The organism is Streptomyces akebiae (genome assembly GCF_019599145.1).
In the GTDB taxonomy this organism is placed as follows: Bacteria; Actinomycetota; Actinomycetes; order Streptomycetales; family Streptomycetaceae; genus Streptomyces; species Streptomyces akebiae.
Genome location: NZ_CP080647.1, coordinates 2,588,659 through 2,610,973 on the forward strand (window position 1 = coordinate 2,588,659; position 22,315 = coordinate 2,610,973).

A 22,315-nucleotide genomic window follows, 5' to 3' on the forward strand; every position below is an offset into this window, starting at 1 on the left:
GGCCGGGGCGGAGAGCGCTCCCGCGCCGTAGGCGAACAGCAGGCGACGGGCTGTCCAAAAACCCTTCTCGGAGTGACCAAGAACGGTTCAAGGGACGGCCATGATTGATCAACGCACGTCCATGATTCCGCAACTTGAACGTTTGAGTGTTTAGCCCGGACGTACGTTCCTGCCCGTGAACTCTGACGCAACACCCCACAGAGGCGACGACGCCGAGGCGACCGCCACCGGCGCGGACGCCCCGATATCCCACGTCAAGCCGCGCGGCCGACGCTCCCTCCTGCGCGCCGCGCTGGCCGGTACCGCGGTCCTCGGCGGTGGCCTCGCGGTCGGCGCGTTCCCGGCCGACGCCGAGCCCGTGTCCCGCTCCTCCCGCACCACCCCCTCGTCCCCCGCCGCCACCCGTACGCGGCCGAAGACGGCGGACGAGGCGCTGACGGAGCTGTCAAAGGGCAACCGCCGCTGGCGGACCTTCCACGAGCAGCACCCCGACGAGGACTACGCCGTGCGCAAGGCCCTGACGACCGGTCAGCAGCCCTTCGCGCTCGTCCTCGGCTGCATCGACTCCCGTGTCCCCCCGGAGCTGGTCTTCGACCAGGGCCTCGGCGACCTGATGACCGTGCGCAGCGCGGGCGAGGTGCTGGACCGGTCCGTACTCGGCAGCGTCAAGTACGGCGTCCTCGAACTGAAGATCCCGCTGGTCGTGGTGCTCGGTCACCAGTCCTGTGGCGCCGTGAAGGCGGCCGTCGCGGTGGACGAGAGCGGTGAGGAACTGCCGAGCGGCATCCAGTACATCGCGGACGAGATCGCTCCGGCCATCGACCACAGCGTGACCGGCGACGCCCGGGTCGCGGCGACCATCGACGCGAACGTGCGGCTCGTCCGCTCCAAGCTCATGGCCGACCCCGACATCGCCGCCAAGCTGAAGGCGGGCGAGGTGGCCGTCGTCGGCTCCCGCTACGACCTGACGACCCAGCGGGTGCATCTGCTCAAGTAGCGGGCCCGGACAGGGAGAAGGCGGCTCCGGTGCACCACCCACCACCGGGGCCGCCTTCGCGTCCGTCGTGCGTCACCGGACCGCGCCCGGCGGCCGGCGGGGCTCAGCCCTCGACGAGGGTGATGTCCTGCTGCCGCACGGCGTGGAACCTGGGCAGCGGCAGACCGCTGCCCGAGAGCTCCGTGACGGTGGCCTCCACCCGGGCGGGGCCGGGCCGGTAGCGGCCCGGGGCGGCCTTGTCGGTGTTGGTCCAGGCGTGGTCGGCGCCGTCGCACACCGCCGACGTGCCGCCGACCCCCTTGCGGACGTCGCTGTCGCCCTGCCGGAGCGAGGACGAGACGAAGACGGGACCGTTGCCGCCGAGACAGCGGTAGGTGCCGGACAGGGTGAGGGTGCCGTCCGGGGCCACGAGCCCGGTGGGATCGATGGTCACCGTCTCGAACGGCTCGATCGTGGCACCGGCGGACGGGGCCGCGGCGAGCAGCAGCAGCGCGGCGCCGGTGGCCGCGCAGAGAAACCGGGGGACGCGCGCGAAGGCCGGGGACAAGGGCATGGGGTACCTCCTTGGACGGGGTTCCAGCGGGTTCCAGAGGTACCCGCCGCTCTCGTCCGCTCTCGCCCGCTCTTGCGATCATCACCCTTTTGTCGGCGCGCCGTTCCGCCGTCCTCACCACCGCGCGCGATCCGCGCGGGCGGGGTTATGTCCGCGTCCTGTCACGGCACGTCCGGGTGCTGTCACGTCTCGCGCGAGGGTGTGGCGATGAGTTGCGGGCGCGGGCATGGTCTGTAGTGCGAGGCGGTGACGCACCGCCGGCACTCACCACGACGTGGAGGCGCGCCATGTGTTCACACCAGCCCCTGTGCCCCTCGGCCGACAGCTCCGACCGCGACGCCGCGCGCATCGTCGCCTTCCACCCCGAACAGGGCTGGAACCTGCTCTGCAACGGGGCGATCGTCTTCGACGACACCGGCGAGCTGCTGCCCGACGGCAGCATCGTCGCGCCGAGCCGGCTCGCGGTCGCGGCCTGACACCCCACCGGGGCTACGGCAGGACCGCGAAGCCGTCCAGCTCCACCCACGCCCGCTCGTCCCAGAGCCGTACGACGCCGACGACCGCCATCGCGGGATAGTCGCGGCCCGCCAACCTCCTCCAGATACGGCCCAGTTGCGGAGCGCGGCGCCGATAGTCGGCGACATCCGTCGCGTAGACCGTGACCCGGGCGAGGTCGGCCGGTGTACCGCCGGCCGCCTCCAGCGCGGCCAGCAGATTGCCCAGGGCCCGCTCGAACTGCTCCTCCAGCGTCTCCCCCACGACCTTGCCGTCCGCGTCCAGCGCGGTCTGGCCCGCCAGGAACACGACCCGGCTCCCGGTGGCGACGACGGCGTGGGAGAAGCCGGTGGGCGGCGACAGCCCGGCCGGGTTCACCCGCTCGGCGCTCATGCCGACCTCCCCGGCGCCCCGGTCCGCCGGTACAACTCCTTGGCGATGACCGTCCGTTGCACCTCGCTCGCCCCTTCGTAGATGCGTGGCGCCCGAACCTCCCGGTAGAGGTGTTCGAGCAGATGGCCGCGCCGCAGCGCCCGTGCCCCGTGCAACTGGACGGCCGCGTCGACGACGTACTGCGCGGTCTCCGTGGCCAGCAGCTTCGCCATCGCGGCCCGTCGTGGCACGTCCGGGTCCCCCGAGTCGTACGCCGTCGCCGCCGCGTAGACCATGAGCCGGGCGGCCTCCGTGCGCAGCGCCATCTCGGCGACCTGGTGGGAGACGGTCTGGAGGTCCCTCAGCTTGCCGCCGAACGCGTCCCGTCGGGCGGTGTGCGCGAGTGTGGCGTCGAGGGCCGCCTCGGCCATGCCGACCGCGAAGGCGCCGACGCTCGGGCGGAAGAGGTTGAGGGTGGCCATGGCGACGTGGAAGCCCTGGTCGGGGGTGCCGAGCACGTCGTCGGCGGTGACGGGGACGGCGTCGAGGCGCAGCGCGCCGATGGGGTGCGGCGAGAGCATGTCGAGGGGGGTGCCGGTGAGACCGGGGCGGTCGGCCGGGAGCAGGAAGGCGGTCACTCCGCGGGAGCCCGCGTCCGGGGTGGTGCGGGCGAAGACGGTGTAGAGGTCGGCCTCGGGGGCGTTGGAGATCCAGCACTTCTCACCGGTGAGCCGCCAGCGGCCGGGGCCGTCGGGTTCCGCGCGCAGGGAGAGGGCGGCCGCGTCCGATCCGGCGCCCGGCTCACTGAGCGCGAAGGCCGCGACCGCGTCGCCGTCGCTCACCCGGGGCAGCCAACGGGCCCGCTGCGCCTCGGTGCCGTGGGCGTGCACCGGGTGGGCGCCCAGCCCCTGGAGGGCCAGCGCCGTCTCCGCCTCGGTGCAGACGTACGCCAGCGACTCCCGCATCAGGCACAGGTCGAGCGCCCCCGAGGTGAACAGCCGGGAGAGCAGCCCCAGTCGGCCGAGTTCCGCGACGAGGGGGCGGTTGACGTGGCCGGGCTCGCCCTTGTCGGCCAGGGGGCGCAGGCGTTCGACGGCCAGCGCGCGTAGCTCGGCGCGCCAAGCGAGTTGTGCCGTTTCGAGCGAGAATGCGGTCATTGCCCGTCCCTTCTCCCCCAGGGGGCCACCGCCGAGGTTATCGCGAACTGTTGACTGCCGTCACCAAGGCGATACGCTCGCTGGTGCGAGCCCACCCACGGCATGCCAGCCCGGCACTCCATTGCGAGCCCACTTCGGCAGGGACCACAGCAGGGGGCGAACGTCATGAACTCCAGGGTCAGCGCCCATGTCGACACCTTCGCCCGGGACCGTCTCCCGCCGCCGGACCAGTGGCCCGAGCTGTCGTTCGACCTCCCCGAGCTGCGCTATCCGGACCGGCTGAACGCCGCCGCCGAGCTGCTCGACGGCGGTGAGCCCGGGCGGCCCGTGTTCCGCACGCCGGCCGGGGAGACCTGGACCTACGGCGAACTCCGGGTCCGTGTCGACCGGATCGCGCACACCCTCACGTCCACCCTCGGGGTGGTCCCCGGCAACCGGGTCCTGCTGCGCGGGCCCAGCACGCCCCTGCTGGCCGCGTGCTGGCTGGCGGTGCTCAAGGCGGGCGCGGTCGCGGTGACGGTGCTGGCGCAGCAGCGCCCGCAGGAGCTGGCGACCATCTGCGAACTGGCGCGGGTGTCCTTCGCGCTGTGCGATGTGCGGCATGTGGACGACCTCGTGCAGGCGGACGTCCCGGGGCTGAGGATCGCCACCTTCGGCGGGGACGGGCCCGACGACCTGCTCGGGCTGCCGTCGGCGAACGGGGCGCGCGGCCCGTACGAGGCGGTGGACACGGCGGCCGACGACGTGGCGCTGATCGCGTTCACGTCCGGGACGACCGGGCGCCCCAAGGGGTGTGTCCACTTCCACCGGGATCTGCTGGCGATCGCGGACACCTTCTCCAGCCATGTGCTGCGGCCCCGGGCGGACGACGTGTTCACGGGTTCTCCCCCGCTCGGCTTCACGTTCGGCCTCGGCGGTCTCGTCGTCTTCCCAATGCGGGTCGGCGCCAGCGCGCTGCTGCTCGAACAGGCGGGCCCCAAGCAGCTGCTGCCGGCGATCGCCGAGCACGGGGTGTCGGTGCTGTTCACCGCGCCGACCGCCTACCGCGCGATGCTCGGCGAACTGTCCGGCCGGTACGACATCTCGTCACTCAGGCGGTGTGTGTCGGCGGGCGAGAACCTGCCGGAGGCCACCTGGCGGTCCTGGCACGAGCGGACCGGGCTGCGGATCATCAACGGCATCGGCGCGACCGAGCTGCTGCACATCTTCATCTCGGCGGCCGACGACGCCGTACGGCCGGGGACGACGGGCGTGCCCGTGCCGGGATGGCGGGCGCGGGTGCAGGACACGGAGGGGAAGCCGGTGCCCGACGGGCAGCGGGGGCTGCTCGCGGTGCGTGGGCCGGTCGGGTGCCGATATCTGGCGGACGAGCGGCAGCGGGAGTACGTTCGCGACGGCTGGAACGTCACGGGCGACACGTACGTCCGTGAGCCGGACGGGTACTTCCGCTATGTCGCCCGCGCCGACGACATGATCATCTCGGCCGGGTACAACATCGCGGGCCCCGAGGTCGAGGAGGCGCTGATGCGCCATCCGGACGTGGTGGAGACGGCGGTGGTGGGACGGCCGGACGAGGCGCGCGGCCAGGTCGTCGTCGCCCATGTGGTCGTCGCGGCGGGTGCGCGCCGGGACGGCGAGGCGCTGCGCGCCTTCCTCAAGTCGGAGCTGGCGCCGTACAAATGTCCGCGCGAGTTCGTGTTCCTGGACGCGCTGCCGCGCACGGCGACCGGCAAACTCCAGCGGTTCCGTCTGCGCACCCTAGGTGACCAGCAGTGATACTGAAGACCTAAAATGATCAACGTGTCCGAACAGCACGCACCACGTTCGCTCATCGTCACCCTCTACGGCGCCTACGGGCGTTCGGTGCCGGGCCCCGTGCCCGTCTCCGAGCTGATCCGGCTGCTCGCCGCGGTCGGTGTCGACGCACCCTCCGTCCGCTCCTCGGTGTCCCGGCTGAAGCGGCGCGGCCTGCTGCTGCCGGCCCGCACCGCGACGGGGGCGGCCGGGTACGCGCTGTCGCGGGACGCGCGGCAGCTCCTGGAGGACGGCGACCGGCGGATCTACGCGACGGCGCCCGAGCGGGACGAGGGCTGGGTGCTGGCCGTGTTCTCGGTGCCGGAGTCGGAGCGGCAGAAGCGGCACGTGCTGCGCTCCCGGCTGGCCGGACTGGGTTTCGGCACGGCGGCGCCGGGCGTGTGGATCGCGCCGGCCCGGCTGTACGAGGAGACCCGTCACACCCTGACCCGGCTGCGGCTCGACCCGTACGTGGACCTGTTCCGGGGCGAGCACCTCGGGTTCGCGGCGACCGCCGAGGCGGTGGCGCGGTGGTGGGACCTGGCCGGGATCGCCAAGCAGCACGAGGCGTTCCTCGACCGGCACGCGCCCGTGCTGCACGACTGGGAACGGCGCGACGAGACCCGGCCGGAAGAGGCCTACCGGGACTATCTGCTGGCCCTGGACTCCTGGCGCCATCTGCCGTACGCCGACCCCGGACTGCCCGCCGAACTGTTGCCCGCGGACTGGCCGGGGGTGCGCTCGGCGGCCGTGTTCCGGGCTTTGCACGCACGGCTGAGGGACGCGGGAGAGGCGTTCGTGCGCAGCGGATCGTAAAGACCTGTAACAATTTTGCCCACTCAGGGAACCCTCAGGTTACTGCTCCAGTCTTCTCATAATCTTTACTTACCATCCTGACGCATGAGTCTCATGCGCAACCTGAATCGCGCCCTCACCGCCACCACCGGTCTGCAGGTACGCAAGGCCGCCCCGGTCGCGCCCGCCGCGCCCAAGGCCACGGCGCCGAAGCAGACCGCGAAGAAGCCCACGGCGGTGTACCGATGTCCGGCTCCCGAGGACCTCGCCACGGACCGGCTGCTCAGGCGGCCGGTCTTCATCATGTCGCCCGTGCGCTCGGGCTCCACCCTGCTGCGCATGCTCCTGAACGCGCACCCGCGGCTGCACTCGCCGCACGAGTTGCACATACGCCGCCTGGAGGTCGGCTACGGCAGCAAGCTCTCCCAGAAGGCCATGAGCGCCCTCGACCTGGAGCGCGGTGACCTGGAGCATCTGCTGTGGGACCGGGTCATGCACCGCGAACTGGTCAAGTCGGGCAAGGACTTCATCGTCGAGAAGACCCCGAGCAACGCCTTCGTGTACGAGCGCATCCGGGACTGCTGGCCGGACGCCCGCTTCGTCTTCCTGCTGCGCCACCCGGTCTCCATCGCCCAGTCCTGGCACGAGGGCGACCCCGACAAGCGCACCTACGACGAGGCCGCCGCCGACGCGCTGCGCTACATGAAGGCCGTCGAGAAGGCGCGCAAGGGCACCACCGGCGGCCACACCGTGCGCTACGAGGACATCACCGCCGACGCCGAGAAGGAGCTGCGGGGCCTGTGCGCGTACCTCGACATCGACTTCGAGCCCACCATGCTCGACTACGGCAAGAAGGACGACGCCCAGGTCGTCAAGGGCCTCGGCGACTGGCGGGACAAGATCAGGACCGGTCAGGTGCAGGCCGGGCGGGCGCTGCCCACCGAGGACGACATCCCCGACCTGCTGCGGCCCATGTGCGAGGCGTGGGGCTACAGCCGGTGAAGCCGCACGCCGAGATAGCCGAGGTCTGGCCGCGCGACGGACACATCAGACTCGTCGGCCGCATCCACGGGGTCCCGGCGGACGGGACCTGGCAACTCGTCCTCACCCGCCGCGCGCGCACCAGCCGGACGCTGCGCTACGACGCCGACGTCAAGGGCGACCGTTTCGAGACAGAGCTGCCCGTCGGCGACCTCGCCGCCGCGGACTACGCGCCCGTCGAGGAGTGGGACATCCACCTCACCGACGGCGAGGTCGAACTGCGTGCCGGGAAGCACCTCGACGACGTGCGCGGCAAGAAGAAGATCTTCGTGTATCCGGAGCAGCGCATCGGAGACCTCCGGGTGCGGCCCTACTACACGATCAAGGACAACCTGTCTCTGGAGTGCCGTACGGGAGGCTCCGCATGACCGACCCTCGACCACTCCCCCGGCGTCCCCGCATCCGCTATCTGCTGCTGCACGCGTACGGCCGGGGCGGGACCATCCGCACGGTGATGAACCAGGCCAACTCCCTGGTGGCGGCGGGCTGGACCGTGGAGATCGTCAGCGCCCTGCGCCGCCGCGACGACCTCCAGTTCCCGCTCGACCCCCGGGTGCGGGTCACCACCGTCGTCGACCTGCGCGAGGGCGTCCACACCCCGCCCACCGGGCTCCTCGCCCGCTGGCGCGACCGCAGGCGCGGCGAACAACTGGAGGCACCCGCCCGGCACATCCCCAAGGGCGAGTTCGGCTACCGCTACTTCAACCGGTACGTCGAGGACCGACTCATCGCGTACCTGCGGTCGTTGACCGACGGAGTCCTCGTCACCACCCGTCCCGCGCTCAACTTCCTGGCCGCGGAACACGCCACCGGCGGTGTGGTCCGGGTCGCCCAGGAGCACATGAACCTCGGCACCCACAAGCGGGACGTGCAGCGGCGCATCCAGGAGACGTACCCGAGCTTCGCCGCGGTCGCCGTGCTGACCGAACGCGACCGCGACGAGTACGCCGAACTCCTGCCCGGCACCCGGGTCGTCCGCATCCCCAACGCCGTGCACTCCCTCGACCAGGTCCCCGCCGACCCCGCGTCGAAGATCGCGGTGGCGGCCGGCCGGCTCTTCCCGCAGAAGGGCTTCGACCTGCTGATCCCGGCCTGGGCGAAGCTCGTCGAGGCCCACCCCGACTGGCAGCTGAGAATTTACGGCAGCGGCGAGAAGAAGTCGGAACTACGCCACCTCATCGAAGAACACCATCTCTACAATCACGTGTTCCTCATGGGACACACCGACCGCTTGGACGACGAACTCGCCAAGGCCTCCTTCTACGTGCTCAGTTCGCGCTTCGAGGGACTGCCGATGGTGATGATCGAGGCGATGAGCCACGCCCTCCCCGTGGTGAGCTTCGACTGCCCGACCGGCCCGGCCGATGTGCTGACGCACGGCGTGGACGGACTGCTCGTCGCGCCCGAGGACCCCGACGCGCTCGCCGACGCCATGGCCAGGCTGATGGCCGACGAGGTGCTGCGCGCCGACATGGGCGTGGCCGCGCTCCTGACGGCCGCCTCCTACGGCCCGGACTCCGTCCACCATCGCTGGGAGTCCCTCTTCACCTCCCTCCACGAGCAACGGCACGGCATCGCCGCCGACGCCGCGAAAGGAACCCACGCATGACCACCTCGTCCAGGGCCGCCAAGGCCCGGGGAGCCACGGTCTGGCTCACCGGACTGCCGAGTGCGGGCAAGACCACGATCGCCCGCGTCCTCGCCGGCCGGCTGCGGTCCGAGGGGCACCGGGTGGAGGTCCTCGACGGTGACGAGATCCGCCGCTTCCTCTCCGCCGGCCTGGGCTTCTCCCGCGCGGACCGCAACACCAACGTGCAGCGCATCGGCCTGGTCGCCGAGGTACTCGCCCGCAACGGCGTCCTGGCACTGGTGCCGGTCATCGCGCCGTACGCCGACAGCCGGGAGGCCGTCCGCAAGCGCCACGACGTGAGCGGCACCCCGTACGTCGAGGTGCATGTCGCCACCCCCGTCGAGGTGTGCAGCGAGCGCGACGTGAAGGGGCTCTACGCAAGGCAGGCCGCGGGCCGGCTCAAGGGCCTCACCGGCGTCGACGACCCCTACGAGCCGCCGGTCGACCCCGCGCTCTGTCTTCCCACGCAGGACCAGACGCCCGACGAGTCGGCCGCTGCCGTGTACGCGCTGCTGGCGGAGCGGGGGCTCGTATGACCGGCACCCCGTACACCCTGTCGCACCTGGACGCGCTGGAGTCCGAGGCGGTGCACATCTTCCGCGAGGTGGCGGGCGAGTTCGAACGGCCGGTGGTCCTCTTCTCCGGCGGCAAGGACTCCATCGTCATGCTGCACCTGGCGCTGAAGGCCTTCGCGCCCGCGGCGGTCCCCTTCTCGCTGCTGCACGTGGACACCGGACACAACTTCCCCGAGGTCCTCGACTACCGCGACCGCACCGTGGCCCGCCACGGACTGCGGCTGCACGTGGCCTCCGTCCAGGACTACATCGACCGCGGGGTCCTGCGCGAGCGCCCCGACGGCACCCGCAACCCCCTGCAGACCGTGCCGCTGACCGAGAAGATCCAGGCGGAGAAGTTCGACGCCGTCTTCGGCGGTGGCCGCCGGGACGAGGAGAAGGCGCGCGCCAAGGAGCGGGTGTTCTCGCTGCGGGACGAGTTCTCCCAGTGGGACCCGCGCCGTCAGCGCCCCGAGCTGTGGAACCTCTACAACGGCCGCCACGCGCCCGGCGAGCACGTCCGCGTCTTCCCGCTCTCCAACTGGACCGAGCTGGACGTCTGGCAGTACATCGCCCGCGAGGGCATCGAACTGCCGGAGATCTACTTCGCCCACGAGCGCGAGGTGTTCCGGCGGGCCGGGATGTGGCTGACCGCCGGCGAGTGGGGCGGCCCCAAGGACGGCGAGACCGTCGAGAAGCGCCAGGTGCGGTACCGGACGGTCGGCGACATGTCCTGCACGGGTGCCGTCGATTCGGACGCGGTGACGCTCGACCAGGTGATCACCGAGATCGCGGCCTCCCGGCTCACCGAGCGGGGCGCGACCCGCGCCGACGACAAGATGTCCGAGGCCGCGATGGAAGACCGTAAGCGCGAGGGGTACTTCTAGGCATGAGCACCACCACCATCGACACGCTGCGCTTCGCGACAGCCGGGTCGGTCGACGACGGCAAGTCCACCCTGGTGGGCCGGCTGCTGCACGACTCCAAGTCGATCCTCACCGATCAACTGGAGGCCGTGGAACGGGTATCGGCCGACCGCGGCCAGGCAGGCCCCGACCTCGCGCTGCTCACCGACGGCCTGCGGGCCGAACGCGAACAGGGCATCACCATCGACGTGGCCTACCGCTACTTCGCCACCACCCGCCGCCGCTTCATCCTCGCCGACACCCCCGGCCACGTGCAGTACACCCGCAACATGGTCACCGGCGCCTCCACCGCCGAACTGGCGATCGTCCTCGTCGACGCGCGCAACGGCGTCGTCGAGCAGACCCGGCGGCACGCGGCCGTGGCGGCGCTGCTGCGGGTGCCGCACGTCGTGCTGGCCGTCAACAAGATGGACCTCGTCGGGTACGCGGAGCGGGAGTTCCGCAGGATCGTCGACGACTTCACCCGGCACGCCGACGCGCTGGGACTGTCCGGCTTCACGTCGATCCCGGTCTCCGCGCTCGTCGGTGACAACGTCGTCGACCGGTCCGGGCGGATGGACTGGTACGACGGTCCGGCGCTCCTGGAGTTCCTGGAGACCGTGCCGGTGGGGGCGGAGGCGACGGACGCCCCGGCCCGCTTCCCCGTGCAGTACGTGATCCGGCACGGCGAAGTCCGTCACTACGCGGGGCAGTTGGTGTCGGGGACGCTGCGGGTCGGTGACCCGGTGACCGTCCATCCGTCCGGTGAGACCTCCGAGATCACGGGCATCGACGTCCTCGGCGAGACGGCGGAGGCCGCGTACGCGCCGCAGTCGATCAGCGTGCGGCTGGCGGACCAGCGGGATGTGTCGCGAGGGGACATGATCACGACGGCCGCGGCCGGTACGCCGACGCTCACGCGGGACGTCCGCGCCGCCGTCTGCCATCTGGCCGAGCGACCGCTGAGCGTGGGAGACCGCGTACTGCTCCGGCACACCACCCGCACCGTCAAGGCCGTCGTCAAGGACCTCGGCGGCCACCCGGAGCTGACCACGAACGACCTCGGCCGGATCGTCCTGCGCACGGCCGAGCCGTTGGCCGTGGACGACTACGCGGCGGTACGGCGCACCGGGTCGTTCATCCTGGTCGACCCGGTGGACGGCGCGACACTGACGGCGGGCATGGTGGACCTCTCGTCGCCCCCTACGACAGGGTGAGCCGGGGTTTGGGGGCGTCGGTGCGGCCCGTGGCGGGGCGGCGGCTGCCGGCCCGGTAGGGGGCGGGCCAGGGTGCGCCCGGTCCCTCGTAGCCCTGTTCGGCGGCCGCGTGGAGCGTCCAGTGGGGGTCGTAGAGGTGGGGTCGGGCCAGGGCGCAGAGGTCGGTGCGGCCGGCCAGGATCAGGGAGTTGACGTCGTCCCAGGAGGAGATGGCGCCGACGGCGATCACCGGAACTCGCACCTCGTGCCGGATGCGGTCCGCGTACGGGGTCTGGTAGGAGCGGCCGTACTGGGGCTGCTCGTCGGCGACGACCTGCCCCGTCGAGACGTCGATCGCGTCGGCGCCGTGCGCGGCGAAGGCACGGGCGATCGCGACGGCGTCGTCGCCGGTGGTGCCCCCGTCCGCCCAGTCGGTCGCGGAGATGCGGACGGTCATGGGCCGTTCCTCCGGCCACACCGCCCGTACGGCGTCGAAGACTTCGAGCGGGTAGCGGAGCCGGTGGTCGAGCGAGCCGCCGTAGCGGTCGGTGCGGTGGTTGGTCAGCGGTGAGAGGAAGCCGGAGAGCAAGTAGCCGTGGGCGCAGTGGAGTTCGAGGAGGTCGAAACCGCTGCGGGCGGCCCTGAGCGCGGCTGAGGCGAACTGCTCCCGGATGTCGGTGAGTTGGGCGCGAGAAAGGGCGCGCGGCGTCTGGCTGCCCGGCTTGTACGGGAGCGGGGAGGCCGCGGTCAGGGGCCAGTTGCCGGTCTCCAGCGGTTCGTCGATGCCCTCCCACATCAGCTTGGTCGAGCCCTTGCGACCGGAGTGGCCGAGCTGCACCCCGATGGCCGTGCCCGGCGCCTGCTCGTGCACGAAGTTCACCGTGCGGCGCCATGCGTCGGCCTGCCGGGTGTTCCAGAGCCCGGCGCAGCCCGGGGTGATCCGCCCCTCGGGGCTGACGCACACCATCTCGGTCATCACCAGCCCGGCGCCGCCGAGGGCGCGGGCGCCCAGATGCACGAGGTGGAAGTCGCCGGGGACGCCGTCGGTCGCCGAGTACATGTCCATCGGGGAGACGACGACCCGGTTGCGCAGGGTCAGCCCGCGCAGCCGGAAGGGGGTGAACATCGGCGGTGTGCCGGGCGGGCAGCCGAACTCCCGCTCCACCGCGCCGGTGAAGTGAGCGTCACGCAGGCGGAGGTTGTCGTGGGTGACGCGGCGGCTGCGGGTGAGGAGGTTGAAGGCGAACTGGCGGGAGGGCTGGTCGAGATGGAGCCCGATGTTCTCGAACCACTCCAGACTGGCCCGCGCGGCACGCTGGGTGGAGGCGACCACCGGGCGCCGTTCCTCCTCGTACGCCCTCAACGCCCGCTCCTGATCGGGCTGTTCCTCCAGACACGCCACCAGTGCCAGCGCGTCCTCGACGGCCAGCTTCGTCCCCGAACCGATGGAGAAGTGCGCGGTGTGCGCGGCGTCGCCGAGCAGGACCAGGTTGCCGTGCGACCAGCGCTCGTTGACGACCGTGCGGAAGGTCGTCCAGGTGGAGTTGTTGGAGCGCAGGGGCCGTCCGCCGAGCGCGTCCGCGAAGAGCTTCGCGCACCGTTCGACCGACTCCCGTTCGTCCGCCCGGTCCAGCCCGGCGGCCCGCCACACCTCCTCGCGCATCTCCACGATGACGGTGGACGCGTCAGGCGCGTACGGGTAGCCGTGCAGCTGCGCCACGCCGTGCTCGGTCTCGGCGATCTCGAAACGGAACGCCTCGAAGGCGAAGTCGGCGGCGAGCCAGATGTAGCGGCAGCGATGCGTCTCGATGGTCGGCCGGAACACCTCCGCGTACGCCTCGCGCGTCGCGCTGTGCACGCCGTCCGCAGCGATGACCAGGTCGTACGTCTCGCAGAGCCAGGAGGGGTACGGGGCCTCCGTGCCGAAGCGGAGGTCCACGCCGAGGGAGCGGCAGCGGTCGTGGAGGACCTGGAGGAGGGTGCGGCGGCCGAGGGCGGCGAAGCCGTGTCCTGAGGAGGTGTGGCGGGTGCCTCGGTGGACGATGTCGATGTCGTCCCAGCGGGTGAAGTGCGCCTGTAGTGCCTCGTAGACCTGGGGGTCGGCGTGTTCTATGCCGCCGAGGGTCTCGTCGGAGAGGACCACGCCGAAGCCGAAGGTGTCGTTCGGGGGGTTGCGTTCCCAGAGGGTGATCTCGCGGGTGGCGTCGAGGCGCTTGAGGAGGGCGGCGGCGTAGAGGCCGCCGGGGCCGCCGCCGATGATCGCTATGCGGGTGGGCGTCGCAGGTGAGGTCGGCGGGGGTGGCATCAGCGGCCCTGCCATTTCGGGGGGCGCTTCTCCGTGAACGCCGCGTGGAATTCCCTGTAGTCCTCGCCGGTCATCAGCAGGGCCTGGGTCGCCGCGTCGAGTTCCACGGCGGCCGACAGGGGCATGTCCAGCTCGGCCGTCAGCAGGGCCTTCGTCTGGGCGTGGGCCAGGGCCGGGCCCTCGGCCAGACGGCGGGCCAGGGTCCGCGCGGCACCGTCGGCGCCGCCCTCGTCGGCGAGTTGGCTGATGAGGCCGATCCGCTCGGCCTCGGCGGCACGGACGGGTTCGCCGAGCATGAGGAGGCGGGTGGCGTGGCCGAGGCCGACGACGCGGGGCAGGAGGTAGGCGGCGCCCATGTCACCGCCGGAGAGGCCCACGCGGGTGAAGAGGAAGGAGAAGCGGGCGGTGGGATCGGCCACCCGGAAGTCGGCGGCCAGGGCGAGGACCGCGCCGGCGCCCGCCGCCACGCCGTGCACCGCGGCGATCACGGGGAAGGGGCATTCGCGGACGGCTCGTACGACCTGCCCGGTCATGCGGTTGAAGTCGAGCAGCTGGGCGGTGTCCATGGCGAGGGTGGCGCCGATGATCTCGTCGACGTCCCCGCCGGAGCAGAAGCCGCGGCCGGCGCCCGCCAGCACCAGGGCCCGTACGGATCTCTCCCGGGAGAGTTCGGCGAGCAGATCGCGCAGGTCGGCGTAGGCGCCGAAGGTGAGGGCGTTCAGCTTCTCCGGGCGGGCGAGGGTGACGGTGGCGACGCCGTCGGTGATCTCGCACCGCAGATGCCGCCAGTCGGAGGTGCGGGCGGCGGAGCCGGTGAAGGGACTCATACGGGCGGCCTCCTCGGGGGCTGGCCGCAGCGCTGCGGCTCCTTCCCTGCCTCATGAAGTTATCACTGATATCTGACCATCGTCACGAGTGCGCGATAGACCGATCGGGCCGCCGCGGGAGGGGCGGGGCACCTCGGCAGGGAGGGGCGGGGGACCTCGGCCGAGAGGGGCGGGGGACCTCGGCCGGGGCAGGGCGACACGAGGGCGCCAGGAGGGCGGGCGGGCCTCCGTGACTCGGTCACGGACGTTCGACAAGCCGGTAACGACGGGCTCGGTCGGGCGCGGCCGGACGTTGGCGTGGGTAGACCGCCGTCAACGGGGCCGACGGTCCCTCGCGGCGCCCGCCGAGCGGCTTCGCCGGTCCGCGCCGTACCATTCGTCACGTTGAAAGCAGGACGAGCCATGACCTGCTCCATGAACGGATCCGCCGCCTTGCAAGAACCCTCCGCCCCCGCCTCCTGGCGCATCGCGCTGCCGCACACCGCCGCGGCCGTGCCCGTGGCCCGCGCGTTGGTGCGGACGGCGCTGACCGAGCTGGAGCACGGGGCGGACTGCGACACGGCGGAGCTGCTCACGGCGGAACTGGTCGCGAACGCGATCGAGCACGCCGCCGGGGAGGGCCCCATAGAGCTGGTCGTCGAGCTGGTGCCGAGCGGCTGCAAGGTGGAGGTCCACGACCCCGATCCCGCTCCCCCGGGCGACCTCACCGCCCCGGGGCACCTGGACCCGGACCCCTGGCAGGAGCACGGACGCGGTCTGCTCCTGATCCGCGCCCTCAGCTCCGCCTGCGGTCACCGCCCCACGGACTCGGGCAAGGCGGTGTGGTTCCGGTTGCCGACGGTGCCGCCGCAGCGGCGTCGGCACGCGTAGTTCCCGGCCCGGCGTCGCCGGGCACCGGCCTCAGGCCAGGGTCGCCACCAGGACCGCCTTGATCGTGTGCAGCCGGTTCTCCGCCTCGTCGAAGACGACGGAGTGCGACGACTCGAACACCTCGTCCGTGACCTCCAGCGAGTCCAGTCCGTGCCGCTCGTGGATCTCGCGGCCCACCTTGGTGCCGAGGTCGTGGAAGGCCGGCAGGCAGTGCAGGAACTTGACGTCCGCGTTGCCGGTGGCCCGCAGCACGTCCATGGTCACGGCGTACGGGGAGAGCGCCCCGATGCGCTCGTCCCAGACCTCCTTGGGCTCGCCCATGGAGACCCAGACGTCGGTGGCGACGAAGTCGGCACGCTCGACCCCGTCGTGGACGTGCTCGGTGAGGGTGATCCGCGCGCCGCTGATCTCGGCGAGCTTGCGGGCGTGGGTGACGATCTCCTCGGCCGGCCAGTAGGCCTGCGGGGCGACGATCCGGACGTCCATGCCGAGCAGGGCCCCCGTCACCAGGTACGAGTTGCCCATGTTGAAGCGGGCGTCGCCGAGGTAGGCGAAGACCATCTCGTCGAGCGGCTTGTCGCTGTGCTCGGTCATGGTCATCACGTCGGCCAGCATCTGGGTGGGGTGCCAGTCGTCGGTGAGCCCGTTGTAGACCGGCACTCCGGCGTATGCCGCCAGCTCCTCGACGTTCGCCTGGCTCTCGCCCCGGTACTCGATCGCGTCGAACATCCGGCCGAGCACCCGCGCGGTGTCCTTGACCGACTCCTTGTGACCCATCTGGGAGCCGGACGGATCCAGGTAGGTCGTTTGGGCGCCCTGGTCGGCCGCGGCGACCTCGAACGCGCAGCGGGTGCGCGTCGAGGTCTTCTCGAAGATGAGCGCGATGTTCCTGCCCAGCAGGTGCCGGGTCTCCGTCCCGGCCTTCTTGGCCGCCTTCAGCTCCACGGCCAGCTCGATCAGCCCGCGGAACTCCTCGGCGGTGAAGTCCAGCTCCTTGAGGAAGTGGCGCCCGGCGAGGGCGTGGGGAACGGTCGCCATGGGGCGCTCCTGGGTCGACGGGACGGGGACAGCGATAGGAAGACTGGAAGTCTATACGATGTTCCACATTTCTATACGGTGCCCTCCGCGCCGCCCGGATCCCCGCGTCGCGGATCCCTACACCGCGGATCTCTCCACCGGGCAGCTCATGCAACGCGGCCCGCCCCTCCCCCGCCCCAGCTCGCTGCCCGGGATCTCGATCACCTCGATACCCTGCTTGCGCAGATGCGTGTTGGTGGTGGCGTTGCGCTCGTAGGCGACGACGACGCCGGGCTCGACGGCGAGCACGTTGCAGCCGTCGTCCCACTGCTCTCGCTCGGCGGCGTGGACGTCCTGTGTGGCGGTGAGCACCCGGACGGCGTCGAGGCCGAGCGCGGCGGCGATCGCGCGGTGCATGTGCTCCGGCGGGTGGTCGGTGACCTTGAGCTCCTTCTCCCCGACGCCGGGTTCGATGGTGTACGAGCGGAGCATGCCAAGTCCGGCGTACTGGGTGAAGGTGTCGCCGTCGACCATGGTCATGACGGTGTCGAGGTGCATGAAGGCCCGGCGCTTGGGCATGTCGAGGGCCACGATGGTCCGCGCGGAGCCGGCGGCGAAGAGCTTGTGCGCGAGCATCTCGACGGCCTGCGGGGTGGTGCGCTCGCTCATGCCGATGAGGACGGCCCCGTTGCCGATGACGAGCACGTCGCCGCCCTCGATGGTGGACGGGTAGTCGGCCTGACCCTCCGACCAGACATGGAACGTCTCGGCGCGGAACAGCGGGTGGTGCCGGTAGATCGCCTCGAAGTGGACGGTCTCGCGCCGGCGGGCCGGCCAGCGCATGGCGTTGATGGAGACCCCGTCGTAGATCCAGGCGGAGGTGTCGCGGGTGAAGAGGTGGTTGGGGAGCGGGTCGAGAAGGAATTCGTCCAGCTCCATGACATGGAAGCGGACGGAGGCCGGCTCCATGTGCGCGTCGAGGAACTCGCGTTTGGTCATGCCGCCGATCAGCGCCTCGACCAGCTCGCGCACGGGCAGCGATTCGAAGGCGGCCCTGAGGTGGTCCGTGGCGAGCGGGCCGTACTCCTTCTCGTCGAAGACGCGGTCGAGAACGAGTTGCCGGGCCTGCGGAATCCGCATGACGTCGATCAGGAGGTCGCCGAAGAGGTGGACGGCGACGCCTCGGTCGCGCAGCACGTCGGCGAACCCGTCGTGCTCGGCGCGCGCCCGGCGCACCCACAGCACGTCATCGAAGAGCAGCGCGGTCTTGTTGCTGGGGGTGAGCCTTTTGAGCTCAAGATCCGGCCGGTGCAGGATGACGCGGCGCAGGCGCCCGGCCTCGGAGTCGACATGGAATCCCATGCCCTCATCCTGACCATTCGGGCGCGTGTTCACCCTCCGGTCGGCCGAATCGGAATCCTTCCGGCACCTCCATCCCGCCTCCCATCTCGTCCTCTTGACGATAAGCAGGCCTCTTCGTTATCGTCTAAGTGACATTAATCGGGCTCCGTCGTCGATCGTTCGTCAATCGTTCGTCGACCGGTCGCCGCGAGTCGATCAGTCCGTCACGAGGGGGATCATCCATGGCCGACATCACCAGACGGCTCGGCTGGCGGCATCTGCGCGGGGCGCCCACCGCGCACATCCGTCACCACCGCTCCGGACGGCTCGCGCACGACGGCCCGGGGCTGAGCTTCTGGTACCGGTCACTGAGCGCCGCGCTCTCCGAGGTCCCGGTGGACGACCGGGAACTGGCGATGACCTTCCACGCCCGTACGTCCGACTTCCAGGACGTGGCGGTGCAGGCGACCGTGACGTACCGGGTGAGCGACCCGGCGATCGCCGCCGCCCGGCTCGATTTCTCCATCGACCCCGACACAGGGGTCTGGCGCGGCGCTCCCCTGGAGCAGTTGTCGACCCTGCTGACGGAGACGGCCCAGCAGCACGCGCTGGACGTCCTGGCCCGTACGACGCTGGCCTCGGCCCTCGTCGACGGCGTCGCGGCGGTACGGGAGCGGGTGGCCGGCGGGCTGGCGGCCGAGCCCCGGCTGCCGGCCACCGGCATCGAGATCGTGGCCGTCCGCGTGGTCGCGCTGCGGCCCGAGCCCGAGGTGGAGCGGGCACTGCGCACACCGGCCCGGGAGCAGATCCAGCAGGAGGCCGACCGGGCGACGTACGAGCGCCGGGCCGTCGCCGTCGAGCGGGAGCGGGCCATCGCCGAGAACGAGCTGGCCAGCCAGATCGAACTCGCCCGGCGCGAGGAGCAGTTGGTCGAGCAGCGGGGCACCAACGCGCGCCGGGAGGCGGAGGAGCGGGCCGCCGCGGACGCGGTGAAGGCGGGCGCGGAGGCGGCCCGGACGGTACGGCTGACGGAGGCGGAGGCCGAACGGACCGTGAAGCTCGCCGAGGCGGAGGCGGCGCGGAGTGTCCGGCTGGCCGACGCCGAGGCGGCGCGCGGCGTGAGGCTCGCGGAGGCGGAGGCGGTGCGGCAGGTCAAGCTGGCCGAGGCGGAGGCGCGGGCCGCACGGGAGGTGGGTGCGGCGCGGGCCGAGGCGCAGGCGGCATGGCTGCGGGTGCACGCCGAAGTGGACACGGCGACGCTGCACGCGCTGACCGGGACACGGCTCGCGGAGAACCTGCCGCGGATCGAGAGTGTGACGGTGTCGCCGGATGTCCTGACGGGGCTGCTGGCCAGGCTCGGCGGCGCATCGGACGGCGGCGGGGACCCGGCGTGAGTCTCGCGCCACGGGTGGTGCTGGTCCATCGCACCACCGAGTACGAGGAGTTGGTGGCCCGCCACGGGACGCACGGGCAGGCCGCCTTCTTCCTGCGGTCCCGGGGGCGGGACATCGAGGACGTGGCCGAGCGGCACCGGCGGGAACGCGGGGCGCTGGCCGAGGTCACCTCTTCGATTCCGCTGACGTGGCGTCAGGCCCGGGTCGAGCGAGCCGACCTGGACCGGTTCCTGTTCGCCCCCGAGGACGTGGTGGTCGTGGTCGGACAGGACGGCCTGGTGGCCAATGTGGCGAAGTACCTCGCCGGGCAGCCGGTGGTGGGGATCAACCCCGATCCGCGACGCAACCCGGGCGTGCTGGTGCGGCATCAGCCCGGGCAGGCGGTGAAGTTGCTGTCCGCGTCGCTCCGACGCGACTGCCCGATGGACGAGTTGACGATGGTCGAGGCCGTCGCGGACGACACACAGCGGCTGGTGGCGCTCAACGAGATCTATCTCGGCGCGGCGGGGCACCAGACCGCCCGGTACCGTCTGGGGCTCGACGGCGACAGGGGTGTCGTCGAGCCCCAGGCCTCGTCCGGGGTGCTCGTCGGGACGGGGACCGGGGCGAGCGGGTGGATCCGGTCCGTCTGGCAGGAACGGGCCAGCGCGCTGCCCCTTCCCGGCCCCGCCGAGGCCCGCCTCCTGTGGTTCGTCCGCGAGGCCTGGCCCTCCCCGGCGACCGGGACGTCCCTGGTGGCGGGGCAGTTGGCGGCGGCCTCCCACCTCCGTCTGACGGTCGAGTCGGATCGGCTCATCGCGTTCGGGGACGGGATGGAGGGGGATGCGCTGGAGCTGACGTGGGGGCAGACGGTGCGGGTGGGGGTGGCGGGGGTTCGGTTGCGGTTGGTGGGCTGACGCCGGGGGCGCCCCCCGTGTCGGCCGGTTCTTCGGGTGCGGGTGGGTGGGGCTTCTCGCGCCGTTCCCCGCGCCCCTACAGGGGCCTGCGGCCCTGTAGGGGCGCGGGAAAGTGGGCGGGAGCTACTCCGTCCCCTCCGCCGGGGCCGGGGCCGACGCCGCGCCCTTGCGGCGTTTGCGGTGGGTGTAGGCGACCACCGCTTCCCACAGGTCGCGACGGTCGACGTCGGGCCAGGGCTGGTCGGTGAAGTGGAGTTCGGCGTAGTGGGCGTGCCAGGGCAGGAAGTTGGAGGTGCGGATCTCGCCGCTGGTGCGCCACAGCAGGTCGACGTCGGGCAGTGCGTGGTGGGGCAGATGCGCGGCGAAGAGCTGCTCGGAGACGCGGGCGGGATCGACCTCACCCGCGAGGGCGGCCCGGGCCAACGACGCGCCCGCCCGCGCGAGTTCGGCACGGCCGCCGTAGTTGACGCAGACGTTGAGGGTGAGGCCGGTGCGGTTGCGGGTGGCGTGCTCCTGGGCGCGGAGGACTTCCACCACGTCCTCCGGGAGGCCGTCGGGGGACCCCACCCAGCGCAGGCGTACGTCGTGGTCGAGCAGTTCGCCGTCGAGGAGCTCGGCGCGCATGATCGCGAAGAGCTTGGAGACCTCGTCGGGCGACCGCTTCCAGTTCTCGGTGGAGAAGGCGTAGACCGTCAGATGGGCGAGGCCGATCTCCAGCGCGCCCTGGACCACGTCACGCAGCGCGACCGCTCCGGCCCGGTGCCCCTCGTCGCGGGGCAGCCCGAGCCCGGTGGCCCAACGCCCGTTGCCGTCCATGACGATCGCCACGTGCTGGGGAAGGTGTGCCTCGGCTATGGCCGGCGGGCGGGCGCCGTCGCGATGCGGGCGCGGGGGCAGCGGCGGTTCGGCGATGCGCGTGGTGTGCCGTTCGGGCCCGGCGGGCAGAGCCGGTGCCGAGTCGTCCCCCGACACACCGGCGGGCCGGTGCGCGGCCGTCCTCGACGCCTCGGCGGCCGCGTCCCTGCCGGGCGGGAGCGTCAGCCGCCACACCACGGCCGCCCGCGCCCGCGCCGGACCGAGGATCCGCCACTCGATGTGCCGGGGCACCCGTACCTGCCGGTGCAGGGCGGCCGAGCCGGCCCGGACGAACGCGTCCAGTTCGGCACCGAACAGCGCGACGGCGGAGTCGAGCACGATGGCGGGGCCCAGCGGCAGCGTGTTCCGCAGCGCGCGACGGGAATCCTCCAGCCATTCCCGGGCCTGGTCGGCGAGGTGGGCGACGAGTCGGCGGACGGCGGGGGTCCACTCCCGGGCGAGCAGCTCCGCCCGGGTGACCTGGAAACGGTCGAGGACCTCCGTCGGGAACCACACGTGCCCGCCGTCGAGGTCCTCCGGGAGGTCGCGGAGCATGTCGGTCAGGAACAGCCCCTCCACGAACCGAGTGAAGCCGGGCAGATCCCTCAGCCGCACGGGGACGGGGAGTCCGACGCGGACCAGCATCCGCATGAGTTGTTCGGGCCAGCTCATGTTCTGGGCGTGGGCCCGCTCCCGCCACTCCGCCCAGGTCGCGACGGACTCACGGTCGTCGTCGCGCTGGACCGCGTCGAGGGCGTCGAGCAGATCACCGAGGTCCAGCCCCCAGTGCCACACCGCGTCGGTCAGGGCGAGCCGGACCGGGTCGTCGCTGGTCCCGCTCGCGAGGTCCGCCTCCAGCGCGGCCCGCCACTCCCGCAGCAGGCGGCCCCGCTCCTCGGGGGCCTCGGCGGAGCGGTCCAGCAGATCGTCGGCGAAAGCGAAGGCGGCGTACAGGGCCCAGGAGACAGGGCGGGCCACCGGCGGCATCAGCTGCATCAGGGCGTACTCGGTGGGCCGGGTCGTGCGGACCAGGCGGCGGCACTCGTCGTACGCGGCGTCGAGTGCCGACAGCTCTCGTCCGGACCGCGTTCCGGGCCGTGTTCCGGACCGCGTGGTGGTGCGACGCATGGGAAACCCCACATACCTTCGACTGGGACCGATGGGACCGACTCGGGTGACAGCGGTCGCCTGCGATCGGCTGCGATCGCTGTCCCCCCGAGCACCGCCGGAACCTCTCGAACGCGGAACACGGCCACGCCTGCTCGCGACATTATCAGCCGCAATGTCACGTCCCGGGCGCGGGTCCGCCCGCCACGGACGA

At 71.9% G+C, this 22,315-nt stretch carries 21 protein-coding genes; 13 read left to right on the forward strand and 8 right to left on the reverse strand.

Annotation, left to right across the window (positions count from 1 at the left end; all coding sequences use genetic code 11):
- The first annotated feature begins 175 nt into the window (after positions 1–175).
- Complete coding sequence (locus K1J60_RS11150) at positions 176–997, forward strand: carbonic anhydrase (protein ID WP_220646083.1); 822 nt, start codon at positions 176–178, stop codon at positions 995–997.
- A gap of 103 nt (positions 998–1,100) precedes the next feature.
- Here K1J60_RS11150 and K1J60_RS11155 read toward each other — a convergent pair whose 3' ends face one another.
- Entirely contained in the window at positions 1,101–1,550 is a 450-nt protein-coding gene (locus K1J60_RS11155; RefSeq protein ID WP_220646084.1) for a DUF6299 family protein, read from the reverse strand.
- Positions 1,551–1,837: 287 nt separating this feature from the next.
- On the opposite strand from K1J60_RS11155, the gene K1J60_RS11160 reads away from it, so the two are divergent.
- On the forward strand, positions 1,838–2,026 hold the full coding sequence (locus K1J60_RS11160; RefSeq protein WP_220646085.1) for a DUF5999 family protein: 189 nt from the start codon (positions 1,838–1,840) through the stop codon (positions 2,024–2,026).
- Positions 2,027–2,039: 13 nt separating this feature from the next.
- On the opposite strand, the gene K1J60_RS11165 is transcribed toward K1J60_RS11160, so the two are convergent.
- The gene (locus tag K1J60_RS11165) at positions 2,040–2,438 is read right to left on the reverse strand and encodes a RidA family protein (protein WP_220646086.1); all 399 of its coding nucleotides are present in this window, start codon (positions 2,436–2,438) and stop codon (positions 2,040–2,042) included.
- Positions 2,435–3,574 carry an acyl-CoA dehydrogenase family protein gene (locus K1J60_RS11170; protein ID WP_220646087.1) on the reverse strand — a complete coding sequence of 380 codons (1,140 nt, stop codon included), beginning with the start codon at positions 3,572–3,574 and terminating at the stop codon, positions 2,435–2,437. The genes K1J60_RS11165 and K1J60_RS11170 overlap by 4 nt, the downstream gene beginning before the upstream one ends.
- Positions 3,575–3,739: 165 nt before the next feature.
- On the opposite strand from K1J60_RS11170, the gene K1J60_RS11175 reads away from it, so the two are divergent.
- The 8 genes from K1J60_RS11175 (at position 3,740) to K1J60_RS11210 (ending at position 11,510) form a co-directional block, all read left to right on the forward strand.
- Positions 3,740–5,350: an AMP-binding protein gene (locus K1J60_RS11175; RefSeq protein WP_259407675.1), complete on the forward strand. Its 1,611-nt coding sequence runs from the start codon at positions 3,740–3,742 to the stop codon at positions 5,348–5,350.
- Positions 5,351–5,365: 15 nt separating this feature from the next.
- Positions 5,366–6,184 (forward strand): PaaX family transcriptional regulator, encoded by an 819-nt coding sequence (locus K1J60_RS11180; protein WP_220646089.1) that lies wholly within the window; start codon positions 5,366–5,368, stop codon positions 6,182–6,184.
- An 84-nt stretch (positions 6,185–6,268) separates the two neighbouring features.
- Positions 6,269–7,165 (forward strand): sulfotransferase family protein, encoded by an 897-nt coding sequence (locus K1J60_RS11185; protein WP_220646090.1) that lies wholly within the window; start codon positions 6,269–6,271, stop codon positions 7,163–7,165.
- Positions 7,162–7,572, forward strand: coding sequence for a hypothetical protein (locus K1J60_RS11190; protein ID WP_259407676.1), 411 nt, complete (start codon positions 7,162–7,164; stop codon positions 7,570–7,572). Before K1J60_RS11185 ends, K1J60_RS11190 begins: the two co-directional genes overlap by 4 nt.
- Positions 7,569–8,813 (forward strand): glycosyltransferase family 4 protein, encoded by a 1,245-nt coding sequence (locus K1J60_RS11195; protein WP_220646092.1) that lies wholly within the window; start codon positions 7,569–7,571, stop codon positions 8,811–8,813. The genes K1J60_RS11190 and K1J60_RS11195 overlap by 4 nt, the downstream gene beginning before the upstream one ends.
- Positions 8,810–9,370, forward strand: a complete 561-nt coding sequence (cysC, locus tag K1J60_RS11200) for an adenylyl-sulfate kinase (RefSeq protein ID WP_220646093.1) — start codon at positions 8,810–8,812, stop codon at positions 9,368–9,370. Before K1J60_RS11195 ends, cysC begins: the two co-directional genes overlap by 4 nt.
- Positions 9,367–10,275, forward strand: coding sequence for a sulfate adenylyltransferase subunit CysD (gene cysD / locus K1J60_RS11205; protein ID WP_220646094.1), 909 nt, complete (start codon positions 9,367–9,369; stop codon positions 10,273–10,275). The genes cysC and cysD overlap by 4 nt, the downstream gene beginning before the upstream one ends.
- Before the next feature lie 2 nt (positions 10,276–10,277).
- Positions 10,278–11,510 (forward strand): sulfate adenylyltransferase subunit 1, encoded by a 1,233-nt coding sequence (locus K1J60_RS11210; RefSeq protein WP_220646095.1) that lies wholly within the window; start codon positions 10,278–10,280, stop codon positions 11,508–11,510.
- On the opposite strand, the gene K1J60_RS11215 is transcribed toward K1J60_RS11210, so the two are convergent.
- Positions 11,497–13,809 carry a bifunctional salicylyl-CoA 5-hydroxylase/oxidoreductase gene (locus K1J60_RS11215; RefSeq protein WP_220646096.1) on the reverse strand — a complete coding sequence of 771 codons (2,313 nt, stop codon included), beginning with the start codon at positions 13,807–13,809 and terminating at the stop codon, positions 11,497–11,499. The genes K1J60_RS11210 and K1J60_RS11215 overlap by 14 nt on opposite strands.
- Positions 13,794–14,621 (reverse strand): enoyl-CoA hydratase family protein, encoded by an 828-nt coding sequence (locus K1J60_RS11220; protein WP_220646097.1) that lies wholly within the window; start codon positions 14,619–14,621, stop codon positions 13,794–13,796. Before K1J60_RS11220 ends, K1J60_RS11215 begins: the two co-directional genes overlap by 16 nt.
- Positions 14,622–15,035: 414 nt before the next feature.
- Between K1J60_RS11220 and K1J60_RS11225 the strand changes: the two genes are divergently transcribed.
- The gene (locus K1J60_RS11225; RefSeq protein ID WP_398683183.1) at positions 15,036–15,491 is read left to right on the forward strand and encodes an ATP-binding protein; all 456 of its coding nucleotides are present in this window, start codon (positions 15,036–15,038) and stop codon (positions 15,489–15,491) included.
- Between the two features lie 30 nt (positions 15,492–15,521).
- Here K1J60_RS11225 and argF read toward each other — a convergent pair whose 3' ends face one another.
- Positions 15,522–16,529 carry an ornithine carbamoyltransferase gene (argF, locus tag K1J60_RS11230; protein ID WP_220646099.1) on the reverse strand — a complete coding sequence of 336 codons (1,008 nt, stop codon included), beginning with the start codon at positions 16,527–16,529 and terminating at the stop codon, positions 15,522–15,524.
- Positions 16,530–16,646: 117 nt separating this feature from the next.
- Positions 16,647–17,870, reverse strand: coding sequence for an arginine deiminase (locus K1J60_RS11235; RefSeq protein ID WP_220646100.1), 1,224 nt, complete (start codon positions 17,868–17,870; stop codon positions 16,647–16,649).
- Positions 17,871–18,091: 221 nt separating this feature from the next.
- On the opposite strand from K1J60_RS11235, the gene K1J60_RS11240 reads away from it, so the two are divergent.
- Both K1J60_RS11240 and K1J60_RS11245 read left to right on the forward strand, forming a co-directional pair.
- Positions 18,092–19,243: an SPFH domain-containing protein gene (locus K1J60_RS11240; protein ID WP_220646101.1), complete on the forward strand. Its 1,152-nt coding sequence runs from the start codon at positions 18,092–18,094 to the stop codon at positions 19,241–19,243.
- The gene (locus K1J60_RS11245) at positions 19,240–20,139 is read left to right on the forward strand and encodes an NAD(+)/NADH kinase (RefSeq protein ID WP_220646102.1); all 900 of its coding nucleotides are present in this window, start codon (positions 19,240–19,242) and stop codon (positions 20,137–20,139) included. Before K1J60_RS11240 ends, K1J60_RS11245 begins: the two co-directional genes overlap by 4 nt.
- 123 nt (positions 20,140–20,262) lie before the next feature.
- On the opposite strand, the gene uppS is transcribed toward K1J60_RS11245, so the two are convergent.
- Positions 20,263–22,122, reverse strand: coding sequence for a polyprenyl diphosphate synthase (uppS, locus tag K1J60_RS11250; protein ID WP_220646103.1), 1,860 nt, complete (start codon positions 22,120–22,122; stop codon positions 20,263–20,265).
- Positions 22,123–22,315 lie beyond the last annotated feature (193 nt).